The organism is Methylobacterium sp. WCS2018Hpa-22 (assembly GCF_031843785.1).
GTDB lineage: Bacteria > Pseudomonadota > Alphaproteobacteria > Rhizobiales > Beijerinckiaceae > Methylobacterium.
The window spans coordinates 112,306-129,522 of the sequence record NZ_JAVTJA010000004.1 but is presented as its reverse complement, the minus strand read 5'-3'; the positions used below and the strand labels follow the sequence as shown (position 1 = coordinate 129,522).

The following is a 17,217-nucleotide window of genomic DNA, read 5'->3' as shown; positions in this document are numbered from 1 at the left end:
CGGCCCGGTCCTCAGGACTGGGCCGTTTGTTCATGACATCAATCCGGCTGCTCCAGCCGGTGCGCGCATTCAAGTCGTCGCGTGCACGCTCAACGCGGCTCGCAGATCGGCGCCATCGACGAGCTTTCGGTTCTGTCTCGCGAGACCCGCCAGCAGCGCCCGGTCCGGGAACGGGCAGTAGGGCAGGGCCTCCGCCACCATGCCGTCGCCTAGGATACCTGCGGCGAGATCGTCGAGCACCCCATCGAGGAGGACGCGCCCCCTCTCGTGCAGCAGGATCGCCGCGCGGGTGGCGGTGGTGCCGGACGGAAAGTCCGATGCTTCCTGGGCGAGGATCGCCCCCGCGTCGATTGCTGGCGTCAAGCGATGGATCGTGACGCCGAAGCCGGGAACCTCCTCTGCCAGCGCGTGGATCGTCGGCACCGGCCCACGATGGCGCGGCAGCAGGCCGGGATGGACGTTGATTCCTCCAAGCGGCGCCAATGCCAGGGTCGCGGCGAAAAAGATCTGGTCGAAATGGAACGCGACGATGAGGTCCGGCGCATGGGCGTCGAAGGCCTGGACCACATCCGATCCGTTGACGTCATCGATGCGGAGAGTCGGAATACCGAGCGTCCGGCACAATGCCTTGAGCGGCGTCGCCGTGGCCACATGTCCAGCCCCCGTCAAGCGCCGCAGCATTCCCGATGCCGGAGCCAGCAGATCGGGCAGGCCGAAATTCACCGCGAGATAGGGCAGGAATGCCGGGCCGGACCGGGCGAGGTGGCGCCGGACCTGGCCGGTGAGACCACCCGAGTTCGGACGCTCCGCATTCGACAGCCCGACAAAGGCGATGTCGCCGGCATGGTCCTGCACGAACTGGCGGGCGGCACGGGCATTCGGCAACGCTTCGAGCACGAACAATGCGATGCGCGGGCGCGTCATCGCTTGCTACGCCCGACCTTGAACCGGAAACCGCGCATGGAGCGGCGTCGCAGGCTCTCCGGCAGCAAGGCCGATCCGCGTGCCAGGGAGGCGAGGGGCTCTGGGAAGGCGATGATGTCGAGGTCGCGGGCGAGGCCGCGCGCGATGCGGACAGCCGCCTCCTCGGCACTCATCTCCATCGGACGCCAGCCCTCGTAATCCCCACCCATGGTGGTTTTCACGTAACCGGGAGTCACCACGTTCATCCGGACGCCACGCGGACCGAGCTTGGCGCGCAGCGCCAATCCGTGGGCGAGCAAAGCCGCCTTGGTGCCGCTATAGGCCGGTGCGTCGGGCAAGGGCGCGAAGGCCGCGAGAGACGAGATCAGGGCGATCTGGCCGCTCCCGCGCGCCAGCATCAGGGTCACGCAGGGGAGGGCGACATTCAGTGCGCCGTTGAGATTGACGTCGACGGTCTCGAACGCCATCGCCTCGGTCTCGATATCCCCACCGGGATGGCCGCCGTTGATGCCGGCATTGACGATGACGAGATCGAGGGGCGTCACCGCGTGCGTCTCGCGTAGCCATTCGCCCACGGCCTGCCTGTCGCGCACGTCGATGGACCGGGTCGCCACGGTTGCGCCGAGGTCGCGGCACGCGGCGGCGACGGTATTCAGCCTGTCGATGCCACGCGCATTCAGAACGAGATGCGTGCCGGGCGCAGCGTAATGCCGGGCGAGAGCCGCGCCGATACCGCTCGACGCACCGGTGATGAGAATGACGGGCATGAGGCCTGTTCTAGAGCATCACCCTGGCAAGCGGGAACCCGTTCTCGGACAAGATGATGCCGTGCCGATATGAAGGCGCACCGTCCCCGGAATGAGTCGAAGCCCGGCGGCGCTCGGTCAGTAGACCGGCGCGAGTTCCGGCGTCGTCGTCGTGCGCTCGCGAATCACCCTTGCGGCGGCCAGGGCCGGTGCAGGCAGACGGGCTTCGAGGCGCGAGACGCTCCCCGCCACGGCTCGGTCGATCGACGGACGGGAGAAGAATCCGCCATTCACCTGGGTCCGATGCAAGACGACCCGACGAAAATCCGCGACCAGCTGCATGTCGGGAGCTTCCGGCTTCGTCCAGAAGCTGTCGAGCCCACCCTGATGCGTGAGGCCGGGTATGTTGTAGATCGCATCACCCGCGGCGACCGTCGGACGGCCGAGCTCCAGGGACAGCATCCCCACCGTGCTGTTCACCAGGACGACGCCTCGGCTGCCGGCGATGAGGTTCGGCAGGTCGCCGCCATCGATGAAATCCAGCCGGTCTTCTACGCCATGACGCCGGGCGGAGTTCCTGGCGTGTTTGCGCCAATTGACCAGCCCGCTGTCGAGGGGGTGAAGCTTGATCAGTAGGCGCGCGGCGGTGCTGGCATGGGCGGCAAAGGACGCGATGGCCCGGTCCATGAACCCTTCGACCCCCAGAAAGGGCGAGTGGATGCGAATCTGGTAATCGCTGTCGAGCTGCAATGGCAGCAGGAAATACTCGTGCTTGCGCGCCAGATAGATTTCATTGAGTTCCCGCGCCTGGCGGCGTGTACTGGCCCGGCCGGCGAACTTCTTGATCCAACCGACATATTCCGCCGCGATATGAATCGGTCGGTGGCTGCGAAAATGTGGGAAGAAATAGGGAAAGCCGATATTGGCGACGTTGTAGGCCACATCCCACAGGCTGCGCCGGGCCATGTCACCGCTCGCCGGCATAGCGCGGCCGGCCAGCGGCAGGCGGCGGGCGATGGCGTGGATCTCGTCGGGACAGCGAGGCAGCGAGGAATGGCCGTTGACACCGCCGAGTTCGCACGTGACCCAGTTCGGCCGCAGATAGCCTTCCTCGAACACGTGGATACGGACGCCGAGGGGGCTTGCGGCCTCTCGCGCCGCGACATGATACGGCCGGCAATCGCCGAACAGCACGATATCGGTCACGCCGTGCTCGACGATATAGCCGGCGATATAGGCATCCCAGCCGTCGCGAGGGCCGCGATAATTGTCGGAGCCGAGGCGCCAGAACAGCCAGTCGCCCGATGAAAAGTTGATACGTCGAACCCGATGGCCGCGCTTGAGGAGCGCTTGGCCGAGATCCGCAAAGAAGGGCGACGCGATCCCCTGCAGAAACAGGAAGGTCGCTGGCCTCTCGCGTGTCGTGTCTACGCGTGTCGGCAACATGCGGAAGTGCTTGCTCCTGCGCCCTGCGAGGGCGTGTCGAATGGGCACGTGAGAGCCCTGATCGCACGGATGGTGCATTGCGGCAATTGGGTAGCACGGGGTCCTTAACGGAATTTCTGGCCGCGTGATGTGTCTGCAACATGACGCGCTGGCGACGCCTTTGAGATCCCGAACTCGAACGCTCCGATTGCCCGTTCTCCCACGAGATCGCATCGCGTGACGGCGCGGATCGTCGTATGCCTGCGGCCCCGCATAACCGGATCCGCCATAACCATTGCCCGAGCTTTCGCCACCTTTCCCCCCGGCCGCCTCGTCGGTGCCCCGGCCGCTGCTTGCCACGAGCCGGCCGATTCGGGCTCTGCGAGCCGAGATCGAATCCGTGACCGGTCGCGCCTTCGCTCAAGCCTGGGCTCCGGGCGCCATCGGGGTGATCTGGGGACGGCGCGGGCTTGCCGGGCGGTGCCTGCAAATGGCGGGTCGCCGGCTCCTCACCGTCGAACCGGGGCCTCTGCTCAGTCCCTACGATTCTCCCGAAAGGGGTCTGTCCAGCCTGCGCTTCACCCTTGACGGAGTTCCGTTCGGTGGCGAGGCCGGGATCCACGCGTTCGACCCTTGGACTCGGCAGCCGATCACCCTCGACGAATGCCGCGATCGGGTGGCCTGGCTGGAGCGCCGGTTCCGCGACAACGATAGCCTCACCGTCCTCGTCGGCATCTCGCGCTGGAAGCGGCCGGCCCTCGATGTCTTCGTCGGCGGACCGGCGGGTAAGCCCGTTTACGCCATGAATGCCGAGGAGGCGGTGGCGAAGGCGAGGAGCAGGGGACAAGCCGGAAAGGCCCGCATCCTCGCTTGGGCGACGCGGATGCCGGCACATTTGCCGTCGCTCTCCGCGGAGCACGGTATTCCCCTGGCCCGGATCGAGGACGGATTCCTGCGGTCGGTGGGGCTTGGAGCGAGCCTGCAGCCGGGCGCTTCTATCGTCGTGGATGACAGCGGCATCTATTACGACCCCCGCACCGAAAGCCGCCTCGCTCGCATCCTGAAGAACGAGGATTTCTCGCCCGAGCTCGTGGCCAGGGCCTCGCTCCTGCGCCGGCTCGTGGTGGAACGGCGCCTGACGAAATACAATGTCGGGCTCGCCGGAGATGCATCGGGTTGGCCCGAGGATCGGCGCATCGTGCTGGTGCCGGGGCAGGTCGAGGACGATGCCTCGGTGCGCCACGGCTCACCGCATGTCCGCTCGAATCTCGAACTCCTGCGCGCGGCCCGCAGCCGTAATCCGGGGGCATTCCTGCTCTATAAACCGCATCCTGACGTGGAGGCCGGCTTCCGGCCGGGCGCGATCCCGGAGGCCGAGGTTCTGGCCCTGGCCGACAGGATCGTGGCGGGGCTCTCCATCGTCGACCTCCTCGACCGGGCGCACCATGTGGAGACGATGACCTCGCTTGCCGGATTCGAGGCGCTGATCCGAGGCTTGAGCGTGGCTGTCCATGGCCAGCCCTTCTATGCCGGCTGGGGGCTCACCGAGGATCTCGCACCGGGCGCCGACAGGGGGCGGCGGCTCGCCCTCGACGAACTCGTCGCAGGAGCGCTTCTCGTCTACCCGCTCTATCTCGATCCCGTGGCGATGAAGCCGTGCACGCCCGAGCAACTCCTCGAGCGGCTGAGCCAGAGCCGAGAGGCCGCCGCCCCCTCGAAGCTCGCCCTCAGTCGCAGGGCACAGACCGTCATGCGCCTACGCTACGCTGTTCTGAACCCCATCGTCCGCCTGATCCGGGCGCGGCGGGGGATCGGGCGAGGCGGCGACAAGTGATGACTCTGTTCGCCGCTCTCACCTTGGCGTTGATCGGCTCCCTCGCCATCGAGGCGTGGGATGGTGCGGGCCGGCGGCCCATCGGCAGACGCCCCAGCGAGCTGGCCGTACGACTTGGCGGCTATGCCCTCCTGACGATATTCTGGTTCTGCTTCTCCTGGCGCCCCTGGCTCGCGGCCTTTTCCTGCCTGCTCACCGTCACGATCCTGGTCGTGGTCAGCCGGTTGAAGCAGGCGGTGATCGGCGAGCCGCTGGTCTTCAGCGATTTCGCCCTGTTGCGCCAGGTGCCTCGCCATCCGGACCTCTATTATACGAGACCGATCACCGACCCGCGCATGGCTATCCCCCTCGGGGCAAGCTTCGCCGTCGTCGCCCTGTGGTACTGGATCGAGCCCAGCGCGCTGCCTGAAGAGCCGAGCGTCGCCGTCGTCTCGCTTATCGCTCTGCCCTGCCTCCTAGTCGGATTGGCCTCCGGCCTCGCCACCGGAATGGCGGCGCCATGGCTCGCGACCCGGTTTCCCCGACCCGATCTCGACGCGGATTGCGCCCGCTACGGGCTGCCGGCCACGATCATCGCCTATACCCTGCGCTGGACGAGCGACGTGCCGGCTCCCGAACCGGACGATACCGCTGTGCCCGGACCGGCCGCTCCGGCACCGCTCATTGTCGTCGTCCAGCTCGAATCCTTCGTCGATCCGGCCCGGCTCGGCGGTCCGGATCTGCCATTGATGGAGACGATCCGCCACCGTGCCTCGCGCTATGGCCGGCTGACGGTCCCGGCCCACGGTGCCTACACGATGCGGACGGAGCACGCCCTCCTCACCGGACGAGAACCGGAAAGCCTCGGGTTCGGGCGCTACGATCCCTATCTCAGCGGCGGTGGCGACGAGCCGACGAGCCTTGCCCGGCTTGCATCGGGGGCAGGGTACGCCACCGTGTTCGTGCATCCCTTCCACCGCGACTTCTTCCAGCGCGCCGAGGTGATGCGGCGGTTCGGTTTCACCCGGCTGGTGATGGAGGATGATTTCATCGGGGCCGCGAGAATCGGGCCCTATATCGCCGATGAGGCCGTCGCGGCCCGCATCTTGGCGGAGGTCGATGGGGTGCAAGAGCCCGTTTTCGTTTTCGCCGTGACCATGGAGAACCATGGGCCGTGGAAACCCGGGCGGCTCGACGGCATCACCGAGCCGCTGGACCAGTATCTCCACCACGTGGCCCATACCGGCCGGGCCGTCGAGACCTTGATCGAAGGTCTGGAAAGGCGCGATGCGATCCTGTGCGTCTATGGCGATCACGCCCCATCCCTGCCGACCTGCACGCCCGGCTTCGGCGATACAGCTACCGATTACGCGATCTTCGGCTTCGGAGCGTTCAGGGAAACGCCGCAGCGCATCGATATGAGCGCCGACGGACTCGGTCGTTTCCTCCGATTCCGCATCGGGGAGCGCTCGGCAGACGAGGCCGGATCGGCTATCGCCTCACCATCGTACTGACACGAACGTGACCGACGCGAGACCGCGCATCGGTTCGACCATGCGATAGTAGAGCGATCGTTAAACGATCGAAGAGTTTTGGCGCTATGAAAGGTGGACCGTTCGAAAGGTCCGCTCTCGCACAGGCCCACGTGGCCAGCCAGCGAGACTGGAGATGACGGACGGTGCGTATCCGCCGACCCGACACGTGATCTGACAAGGCACTCGTCGCGGGGGCGGGTCTAGGAGAGTTCGATGTTTCCCAAAGCCACCCTGGCCATTGCCATCGCCGTCACGGTGTCCGGCTGCAACGCCTTCCTGCCCGCCGCCGGTCCGTCGACCTCGGCCGTGGTGGACGGTGCGGATCAGACGACGAGCGAAGGGACCTTCGCCCGCTACGAGTTCATCGATGTGAACGCCGCAGTGGTGGAGGCCCTGCGCGGACGCCCCCTCGACAGCCTGCTCTCCTCGTTCGGGGATGGACGCATGCCCTCGGAAGCGGTGATCGGCATTGGCGACGCCGTGGCCGTCTCGGTGTTCGAAGCCGGATCGGGTGGCCTCTATTCCGGACCGCTCACGGTCAACTCGATGTCCGCCGGCTCGAAGGCGGCGCAATTGCCCGAGCAGGTCGTCTCGCGCGATGGCGCGATCTCGGTCCCCTATGCCGGTCGGATCAAGGTTGCGGGGCGCCGCGCCCAGGACGTCCAGTCGCTGATCGAGACCGAGCTCGCCGGCAAGGCGATCCAGCCTCAGGTGATCGTCACCGTGAGCCGCCCGGTCTCGCAATCCGTCACGGTAGGCGGCGAGGCGGTGGGGGGTGCCCGCGTCCCGCTCGGCACCCAGGGCGATCGCATCCTCGACGTCATCGCCACCGCCGGTGGCGTAAGAGCCCCGGTCAGCGAAACCTTCGTGCGTCTGTCGCGCAACGGCAGGACAGCGACGGTGCCGCTGACGACCGTGGTGTCGAACCCCAAGGAAAACATCTACCTGCGCCCCAACGACAACCTCACTCTGGTGCGCGATCCCCAGACCTTCCTGGCCATCGGGGCCCTGGGCTCGTCGAATGAAATCCCGTTCCAGGCCGAGGGCATCACTTTGGCGCAGGCGCTGGCCAAGGCGCGCGGCCAGAGCGACGCCGATGCCGACCCCACCGGCACGTTCCTGTTCCGCTTCGAGCCGGCGCCGGTGGTCCGTCGCCTGAAGCCCGGAAGCCCGCTTCTCGGTACGCCGCTCGTCCCTGTGGTCTATCGGTTCGACATGCGCGACCCGAACAGCCTGTTCCTCACCCAGGCCTTCCGCATGCGCAACCGCGATATGGTCTACGTCTCGAACGCGCCGTTCACCGAGATCAAGAAGATCCTCTCCGTCTTCGCCGCGGCGGCCCAGCCGATCACGACCGGCGCACGCGTGGGCGGAGCGTTCTGAGACGGAGCGCAAGGGCTCCGGCAATCCCGTACGCCCATACCTATAGGAGACGGAGGCGTCCGGCGTGAGCTTCGGACGGCTTGGGCTCAGGGCCGCATGGCCATCAGCGTCATCTCATCGTCACGGCATCCCATCGGATGATGCCGTGACACGTGTCGGCCGAGCCGGTCGAATGGCGTCAGGGCTTGCCGCGCTTGGCCATCAGCTGCTCGATGAGGGAGCCGCCCTTCTCGATCTCCGCGAGTTCCTCGGCCACTGCCGTCACGGTCTCGCGGATCTGCTCCGGCGTGTGTTCGGAGGTGATGAAGAAGCGCAGGCGCGAAGAGCGCTCGGGCACCGCCGGGTGGATGATCGGCTGCACGTTGATGCCGCGCTTGTACAGGCGGTCCGACAAGGTGACCGATTTCAGCGAATCGCCAACGATGACGGGAATCACGGCGAGGCCGAGGCTCGTTCCGGTATCGAGCCCATGCTTCTTCGCGCATGACAGGAACAGGTGGCCGTTCTGGCGCAGTCGCTCGACCCGGTGCGGCTCGGCCTGCATCAGGGCAAGGGACGCCTCGGCGGCGGCGGCCAGCGGCGGGGACAGGCCGACGCTGTAGATGAAGCCCCCGGCGGTGCATTTGAGGTACTCGATCAGGGCCGCCGGGCCGGCGATGTAGCCGCCGCAGGACGACAGGGTCTTCGAGAGCGTGCCCATCCAGATATCGACGAGGTGCGAATCGACGTCGCAATGCTCAGCGAGCCCGGTTCCCGTACGGCCGAGGACGCCGAGCCCGTGGGCATCGTCCACCATCAGCCAGGCATCGTAGCGCTGTTTCAGGGCGACGAGGCCGGCGAGGTCCGGCGCATCCCCGTCCATGCTGTAGAGGCCTTCGACCACGATCAGTGCGCGGCGATGCTCGTGGCGCGTGGCGCCGAGCAGGGTCTCCAGGGCGTTGAGATCGTTATGGGCGAAGGAGCGACGCTGGGCTCCCGAGAGCTGGGCCCCGGTGACGATGCTGTTATGGCTCAGCGCATCGTGGAAGATCACGTCGCCGGGTTCCAGCAAGGCGCCGATCGTGGTGACGTTGGTGGCGTGGCCGCTCACCATCACGACGCAGGCTTCGGTCTCGTAATGATCGGCCAGCGCCTGTTCGAGGCGGATATGACCGGGGCGCTCGCCGGCGACGATCCGGCTCGCGGAGGCCGAGGTACCGAATTCGTCGATGGCCCTGCGCGCCGCCTCGCTGACGTCGGGATGTCCGTTGAGCCCGAGATAATCGTAGGACGAGAAATTGACGAAGCCCTTGCCGGCGATACGCGTCGTGGCGCCCGCCCTGGTCTCGTGGACCCGAAAGAACGGGTTGCCGAGGCCGATCAGGTCGGCGGCCGAGCGCTGCAGCCGCAATTCGCGGTAGCCCGGCAGGGTCTCGAATTTCTGTACCGATGCGTCCGTGGCCTTCGCCTCGGGGCGGGGCGGGGCCTGCCGGTTGGCATTGCGGCCGAGCCGGTTGGTGACGAAGCCCGCGAGCGCCGCGCGGCCGCCGTCGGGGCGGGCTGGATTACTCATGCGTGTTGAATCTTCCGATTGACCGATGCCGCCGAACGCGACCGGCCTTTCGGCCGGCCGCGCGGATCATGGCAGAATTTCTTTGATCTGGAGACTGTTCTGCTCGACGAGCTCGTGGAACGGCTCGAGCGTGCGGACATCCACGCCTTCGCTGGCATGGCGCTGGGCGAGGCTCATCACCGCCGCCGAGGCCTCGTCGACCGGCGCCGCCACGGACTGGATCAGCGTTTCTGCCAGTTCGACGACGGTCAGGCCCGAGGAGATACCCGAAGGCGGCGCGTCGAGGGCGAAGCGCTCCTGCAGGCTGGCGCCCAGTTCCACACCCATCAGCGAGTCGAGGCCGATCTCGGAAAGGTGGCGGACACGGCTGATATCGTCCTTGGGCAGACGCAGGATGCGGGCAATGTCCTCAACGATGGCATCGGACACGGTCTTGCGCACCGCATCGAGGTCCAGGCTCTTGAGCAAACCACCGATATCGATGGCGGTCACGGTGCCGGATTCCGCCTGCTGGTCGGAACCGAGATCGCCGTAGCTCGGCGAGCGCATGGTCGCGAGACGTTCGCGCGCCTTGCCCCAATGCATCGAGGCAATGGCCAGGACGGCATCGTCGGGTGACGAGCCTTGCCCTTCCAGGGCCTCGGCCATGAGGTCGAGGGAGCGGCGGGCATCCATCGGCGTCACCCCGACGCGGCCGGCCAGGGTCTCCATCACCGCGCGGTTGCGCGCCAGTACGCCGACATCGCCGATCGCGCCCCAGGCGACCGCGAGGGCGGGCAGTCCCAGCGCCTTGCGACGGCGGGCAAGCCCCTCCATGAAACCGTTGGCCGCGACGTAGGCGCCCTGTCCCGGATTGCCGATGAAGGTCGTGGCCGAGGAGAACAGCACGAAGTAGTCGAGCTGCCGCTCGCGGGTGGCTGCATCCAGATGCTCCGCGCCGACGACCTTCGGGCGGATGACCGCGTCGAGGGCAGCCGCGTCGAGATTGGCGATGAGGCCATCCTGCAGCACCATCGCCCCATGGATCACGCCGGCGAGCCTGCGGCCGTCGCCCTCGACCTCGGCAAGGAGATCGTCCACCGCCTCGCGACTGGTGATGTCGCAGGCCATCGCCGCGACGCTGACGCCACGGACCGCCAGATCGGCCACCACCTGCTTGGCTTCAGGGCTCGAGGCGCCCTTTCGGCCGACCAGAACCAAGTGACGGGCTCCCCGGTCGGCGAGCCACCGGGCTGCCTCGATGCCGAAGCCGCCGAGCCCCCCGGTGATGAGATGGACGCCCTCCGACGAGACCCGGAAGTCGGACTTGCGCTCGACCACGATGCTGCCCGGCTTCGGCGGGGCGATGACGATCTTCCCCACATGCCCGGATTGCTGCATCAGCCGGAACGCGTCCGAGACCTCGTCGGCGGTGAAGGGCTGGAACGGCAGGGGCTTGAGACCGCCTTCCGTGAACAGGGCCATCACCTCTCGGAACAGACGCGCCCCGTCCTCACCCTGGTGCTGGAGCACCTGATCGAGATCGACGCCGAAATAGGAGAGGTTCCGGCGGAACGGGCGCAGGCCGATATGGGTGTTGGCGACATAGTCGCGCTTGCCCAGCTCGATGAAGCGACCGAACGGCTTCAGGCAGTTCAGGCTGCGTTCCATCGCTTCGCCGAACAGGCTGTTCACCACGATGCCGACCCCGTCGCCCGTGATCCGGCGGACCTCGTCGACGAAGGCGAGGGAGCGGGAATCGAGGACGTGCTCGGCCCCGAGAGCCTTCACCAGCGCACGCTTCTCGCGCGACCCGGCGGTGGCGATGACGCGGGCTCCCTTCAGCTTGGCGATCTGCAGGGCGGCGAGCCCGACGCCACCGGCACCACCATGGACCAGCACCCATTCGCCGCGCCGCAGCCGGGCGCAGCTGACGAGGCTGTAATAAGCGGTGAGGAAGGCCACCGGCACGGTGGCCGCCGCCTGCGGGTCGAGGCCGGGTGGGCTCGGCGCCACCACGAGCTCGGGCACCACGATATGGGTCGAGAAGCCCGATTGCGCGAAGGCGACGACAGGGTCGCCCACCTTGAAGGCGGCGACACCCTTGCCGACCGAGACGACGCGACCGGCGACTTCGAGGCCTAGACGCGGACCGGCGAAGCCATCCTCCAGGATCTCCTCCGGGAGCATCGACAGGGCCCAGAGCACGTCGCGGAAGTTGAGGCCCGTGGCCTCCACGGCGATCTCGACCTCGCCGCGTCCGGGCGTGCGCCGCTCGGCCGGTCCCCAACGCATGTCGTTGAGGCCGCCGGTGACGCTGCGCTCGAGCTGCGCGGCTGGAGCCGCTACGGCATCGGAGGCGGGACGGCGTGAAAGCTGCCCCGGCGCGAACCGGATCACGCGGGTGGCGTCCGCGTCGAGGATGATCTCCGTCTCGGTGGTGCCGGACAGGATCACGTCACGCAGGCGCTCAGATGCCTGCTTGCTCGGCATCGCCGCGGTGAGATCGATGCGGCGAATGTCGAGGGTGGCGACCTCGTTGGCGAGGGTGCGGGTGAAGGCCCAGAGGCCCGCTTCCACCGCTCCGTCGGCGTCTCCGTCATGACGCGTCGCGCCCGGACAGATGACCCAGAGGCGGGTCTGACGGGTCCCGAGATGTTCGACGCAGCGCTTGAGACCGAGGCAGCGTTCGCGCAACCGGTCGGCGGCGTCGCCCTTGGTGTCGAAGGCTCCGGCGAGGAACACCACCGTATCGGGGGTCTCGCGTTCGAGTTCGAGCAGCGATTGCTCGGAATCGAGGATGATCGAGACATGGACACCGGCGGCGACGAGGAGCGTCGCCAGCGACGAGGCGGTTTCCGCCGCGAAGGAATCCTGCGACCCGATGATGAAGGTGAAGGTCTGGCCGGTGGAGGCCTTTGCCCGTACCGGTGCCTCGGCGAGGAAGAGAAGATCGTCGCCATTGGCCGAGACCGCCCGGTCGACGGCGACGCGGACGAGACCGGTATCGCTGAGCGAACGTTGCCAGCCGGTGATGTCGTCGAGGCGTCCCAGGGGCATCCCGTCCAGACTCTCGAACCAATCCGGCAGCAGACCGAAAACGAGATCGCGGAAGAGCGAAGCGCCCGGCTCCACCGCCAGCAGGAACCCACCCGTGGCGAGGGCGTCGGCGATCTTGCCGAGAAGGCCGCGCTCGGTCCGGTGCAGGACGTTGCTTGCCAGGATCGCGTCGAAGCCGCCTTCCGTCAGGTCGGCTTCGTCCTCGATCACGGTGACGCCGCGCGGCAGGGCGAGGCGGGCTCGCTCGGCGAGGCGGCGATCGGTCTCGAACACCGTAAGGTGCGCGGCGATTCCATCGGCGATGGCGGCCGCCTGGGCCGAGAGCGGCCCGAACCCGAGCTGAAGCAGGCGCAGGGACCGGTCCGTCGGAAGGTCGGTGTGGGCGCCGTCGAGAATACCGGCGATCACATCCGAGGATGCGCGTGCGCTGGCGCTACGCAGGACGAAGGCGTCGAGAGCGTTCTGCGACAGGGTGGGCTGGCTCGCGAGATCACCGTCGAGGAGGCGGGAGACGACGGCGCCGAGATCCGCCGTGAGCACCAGTTCGGCGGACAGTTCGGGATGGTCAGCCGCGATCCAACGCATGATCTCGTCGGGGGCGGGCAGGGTCACGTCCTTGCGCAGGGTCCAGCGCGTTCCGTCGAGGGTGGCGAGCCCGCTGCTCTCGAGGGCGTAGAGGGCGTTCAGGAGCCAGGGCCGCATCGATTCCGGCACACGATCGTCGATGGCGACGGCGCCTGAGCGCTGCAGCCCTTCGGCCATGCGGTAGGCGAGGGAGGTGGCCCAGCCTTCGAGGAGAAGATGGCCCGGCGAGAGTGCAGCATCGGCGGGCGCGAGAGCCGCCTTGATGCCCGGACGGACCGCATCGGCGATGCGGGCGCGGCGATCGAGGGGGATCGCGGTCGGCTCCGTGGCGAGTTCCGACCTCTGCGCGATGGCGTAGGCGGCGAGATCCTGGCCGGACTTGGCGCGCAAGGCCTGGAACCGGCCTTCCCGCAGGGTTGCGATGACGTCGCCGGCCTCATCCACCAAGGTGAAGTCAGCGAGAATGCTGCGCTCGTTGCAACGCCGCGTACGGATCATGGCCCGGGCGATGACGGCACCGGGCCGAATCAGCCGAATCTCGCCGAAACGCACCGGCACATAGGCCTTGGTCGATCCCTCGCCCAACAGGTCGGCGAAGAGCAGGATCAGGCCGTGGAAACAGGCATCGAGCCGCGCCGGCACGAGGCCGAAGCGCGTATCCGGCTCCGCCGGCTTGAGTTCGGAGACGATCACGGTCTCGTCCACACGGGCGCTGAGGGCCACTTGGCGGAAGCTCGGCCCGAAATCGAGACCTGAGGCGGCGGCGAGACGATACAGCCCCTCTCCCTCGACGGCGTTCTCGGCCGGGATGATGATGTCCTGCCGGGGACGCGCCGCGAAGGTGCCGTCCACGATCTTGGCGGAGGCGTGCAACTGCCAGCCCGCCTGGGTCAGCCGAGGCCGGCTGAGGATCTGGATCTGGTTGCCGCTGCCCGAGAGCCGCACGGCGACTTCGCGGAGGGCATCCTCACCGAAGACCATCGGCGACTGGATTTCGAACTCGGCGAGGACGACGTCGTCGCTGCGCATCGCCTCGCGGGCGACGCCCAAAGCCATTTCGATGAAGGCCGCACCGGGCAGGATCGCTTGGCCGTCGATACGGTGGTCATCGAGTTCCGGCACCGTAGCGATGTCGAGATGGCCGTTCCACTCGAGTCCGTCGGCCGAAAGGCGCGATCCGTAGAGCGGATGATAGGCGCGGGCCGTCGCGGCGCCCACGCCTTCCGAGGTCTCCGACAGCCGGAACGGCCGACGCTGCCAGGGATAGGTCGGAAGCGCGACATCGCCCTTCGGGTTCTCGCCGAAGACCGCCGCCTCGTCGACGGCGGCACCGTGGACGAGGGCCGAGGCCAGGGCGCGGGCGAAGGGGTCACTGCCAACGGGTTTGTTGGTGAGGACGCCGACCGTGGCATTCTCGATGCCGAGGGGCTCGATGCAATCGCCGATATGCGGCAGCAGGGTCGCCCTTGGGCCGACCTCGACGAAGATGCGGGCGCCCTTGCGGGTCGCTTCCTGGACAGCCTCGCAGAAGCGCACCGGCTCGCGGATGTTGCGCCACCAATAGCCGGCGTCGAACTCCCCGCCCTGCAGCACGGCCCCGGTCACGGTGGAGACCATGGGAATCGTGCCGGGATGCGGCTTCAATCCTGCGAGATCGCGCAGCAGCGGCTTCTCGGTCGGGTTCATCAGCCGGCCGTGGAAGGGGTAGGCGAGGTCGAGCTTGCGACCACGGCGGCGCTTGCGCGCCAGCGCCTTCATGGCCGCGTCGATATCGGCGACCGGGCCCGCCACGGTGACGGCTTTCGGGCTGTTATAGGCGGCGATGTCGAGGCTGGGATAATCCTCGAGGAAAATCTCGATTTCTTCCACAGGCGCCAGCAGCACCGCCATGGTTCCGAGGCCGCGCGTCGTCTCCTGATGCTGGCTGCGGTAGAAGATGACCTTCACCGCCTGTTCCAGGCTCAGGATGCCGGCTCCCTCGGCCGCCGCGATCTCACCCACGCTGTGGCCGAGCACGTAGGACGGGACGAGACCGGCCGCCTTCAGGGCCGTGGTCGAAGCGCTGGAAATGGCGAAGATCAGCGGCTGCGAGACCCGCGTGAGGACCATGCGCTCGGCCAGATCCTCGGCGAACAGGGCTTCCTTCAGCGACCAGCCCGAGATCTCGGCGAACAGGACGTCGATCCGGTCGAAGGCAGACCGGTAGATGGCGTTGCGGTCATAGGCCTCCCGGCCCATCCCCACCCATTGGCTGCCATTGCCGGAATAGACGAACGCGATCTCGGCGCTACGGTCGACGGCGGTGCCGACCCGGGCGATGTCGGTCTCCTCGGCATCGGCGACCGCGCGCAACGTGGCGGGCAGGTCTGCGTCCATGGGCATGGCGAGGCGGGTCGACAGTCGCTCGCGGCGATGAGCGGCGGCGGCGGCGATCCGCACGGTCTCGGTGGAATCTGCGCGTTCGAACCGATCGGCGTAGTCGAGAGCGAGTTCGTTCAGCGCGGCGCGGCTCTGGGCAGAGAGGAGTAGTAATTCTGGCCCGCGCCCGGCATCGCCCGCGGCGGAGGCCGGCGCGCCGTCGGTGAGGACGATGTGGGCGTTTGTGCCGCCGAAGCCGAAGGAGTTGACGCCGGCGAAACGCTCACCCCGGCCACGCGGGATCGCCAGCGGCGCGGTGACCACCGAGAGATTGAGCTTGGTGAAGGGAATGTCGGGATTGAGAACGGTCGCATGCAGCGAGGGCGGCAGCAGATCGTGCTCGAGGGCGAGACTTGCCTTCAGAAGACCGGCGAGGCCCGAGACCGGCTCGGTATGTCCGATATTGCTCTTGATCGAGCCGATCGGCAGCGGCTCCTTGCGGGGCCGGCCGATCTTCCCACCGATGGCGCCGGCCTCGATCGGGTCGCCCACCGCCGTGCCGGTGCCGTGCGCTTCAACGAACGCGACCGCATCGAAATCGATCTCGGCCTCGCGATAGACCTGTTCGAGCAGCGCACCCTGTGCGTAGCCGGAAGGCAGGGAGATGCCGGTGGTCCGGCCGTCGGAATTCACGCCGCTCGCCGCAATGACGCCACGCACGGTATCGCCGTCGCGCGAAGCGGCCCGCGCCGATTTCAGGACGAGAACGACGCCGCCCTCGGAACGGACATAGCCATCGGCATTGGCCGAGAAGGCTTGGCACAGCCCGGTCCGCGACAGCATCTGCGCGTTGGAAAAGCAGATGAAGTTGAAGGGGCTGGCGAGCAGGTTCACGCCCGCCACGACCGCAGTGTCGATCCGGCCACTGGCGATCGCCGCGACGGCGGCATCGAGCGCTACGAGCGAAGAGGAGCAAGCCGTATCGACGGTGAAGCTCGGCCCTTTCAGGTCGTAAATGTAGGAGATCCGGTTGGACAGGATCGAGAGCGTGTTGCCGGTCGCCGCATAGGCATCACCCGAAGAGGTATCGAGGACGCGCAGGTTTCCGTAGTCGAGGGACGAGGCGCCGACGAACACCCCGATCTGCGACCCCGCCACGGCGGAGGGACGCAGACCCGCATCCTCCAGGGCCTCCCAGGTCAGTTCGAGGAGGAGCCGCTGCTGCGGGTCCATCTGCTCGGCTTCGCGGGGCGAAATGCCGAAGACGCCGGGATCGAACGACCAGATGTCGTCCAAGACGCCCGCCGACCATGTGTAGCTCTTGCCGCGCTCCTGCGCGCGTGGATGGCCGAACCGCTCCAACGACCAGCGATCGTCAGGGATACGCCCGACGGCGCAGCGGCCCTCGCTCAGAAGCTGCCACAGGCCATCGACGCTTGCAGCGCCGGGCAACCGGCACGAACGGCCGACGATCGCTATGTCTGTACGCTTGATCACGTTCGGTTCGCACACGCTCTTGATCGAGGACATCGCCGTCTCGCACCTGCAGCGGACAACCGACGTGAGGATGCATAATATGCAGCCGGAACCGTGTCCAACCCATGGCAGCTTTGCTGCAGCAGAGAGGCCGGAGGGATTTCAAGATACGGATAGTTTCACGGGCTGATAAAAATCACACAGTCATGATTACGGCAGCATTCAATATAGGCCGCTACTTCAACCGCACGTCTGAAACTGTACAAACTTATCCCGCATCGGCATAATATCAAACATTATTAACGCACCGCGCCATCGGTTTTCAGAATTATTATTGTATTACTACAATAAAAAATCGACACTTAGTAACAAACGTGACTT

The 17,217-nt window shown here is 67.1% G+C and carries 8 protein-coding genes; 3 read left to right on the top strand and 5 right to left on the bottom strand.

From position 1 onward, the window contains the following. Window positions 1–69: 69 nt before the first annotated feature. The 3 genes from RQI43_RS07020 to RQI43_RS07010 form a co-directional block, all read right to left on the bottom strand. Entirely contained in the window at window positions 70–924 is an 855-nt protein-coding gene (locus RQI43_RS07020; RefSeq protein ID WP_311274671.1) for a formyltransferase family protein, read from the bottom strand. Then, the gene (locus RQI43_RS07015; RefSeq protein WP_311274670.1) at window positions 921–1,691 is read right to left on the bottom strand and encodes an SDR family NAD(P)-dependent oxidoreductase; all 771 of its coding nucleotides are present in this window, start codon (window positions 1,689–1,691) and stop codon (window positions 921–923) included. The genes RQI43_RS07020 and RQI43_RS07015 overlap by 4 nt, the downstream gene beginning before the upstream one ends. 117 nt (window positions 1,692–1,808) lie before the next feature. Then, entirely contained in the window at window positions 1,809–3,116 is a 1,308-nt protein-coding gene (locus RQI43_RS07010; RefSeq protein WP_311274669.1) for a capsular biosynthesis protein, read from the bottom strand. 274 nt (window positions 3,117–3,390) lie between these two features. Here RQI43_RS07010 and RQI43_RS07005 point away from each other — a divergent pair, with 274 nt between their 5' ends. From RQI43_RS07005 to RQI43_RS06995, 3 genes are all read left to right on the top strand, one after another. Next, window positions 3,391–4,929: a capsular biosynthesis protein gene (locus RQI43_RS07005; RefSeq protein ID WP_405030566.1), complete on the top strand. Its 1,539-nt coding sequence runs from the start codon at window positions 3,391–3,393 to the stop codon at window positions 4,927–4,929. Continuing rightward, entirely contained in the window at window positions 4,929–6,422 is a 1,494-nt protein-coding gene (locus tag RQI43_RS07000; protein WP_311274667.1) for a sulfatase-like hydrolase/transferase, read from the top strand. Before RQI43_RS07005 ends, RQI43_RS07000 begins: the two co-directional genes overlap by 1 nt. A gap of 234 nt (window positions 6,423–6,656) precedes the next feature. Then, window positions 6,657–7,826: a polysaccharide biosynthesis/export family protein gene (locus RQI43_RS06995; protein ID WP_311274666.1), complete on the top strand. Its 1,170-nt coding sequence runs from the start codon at window positions 6,657–6,659 to the stop codon at window positions 7,824–7,826. Between the two features lie 178 nt (window positions 7,827–8,004). On the opposite strand, the gene RQI43_RS06990 is transcribed toward RQI43_RS06995, so the two are convergent. Next, window positions 8,005–9,378: an aminotransferase class I/II-fold pyridoxal phosphate-dependent enzyme gene (locus RQI43_RS06990; RefSeq protein WP_311274665.1), complete on the bottom strand. Its 1,374-nt coding sequence runs from the start codon at window positions 9,376–9,378 to the stop codon at window positions 8,005–8,007. Window positions 9,379–9,444: 66 nt separating this feature from the next. Then, window positions 9,445–16,857: an SDR family NAD(P)-dependent oxidoreductase gene (locus RQI43_RS06985; RefSeq protein WP_311274664.1), complete on the bottom strand. Its 7,413-nt coding sequence runs from the start codon at window positions 16,855–16,857 to the stop codon at window positions 9,445–9,447. Window positions 16,858–17,217 lie beyond the last annotated feature (360 nt).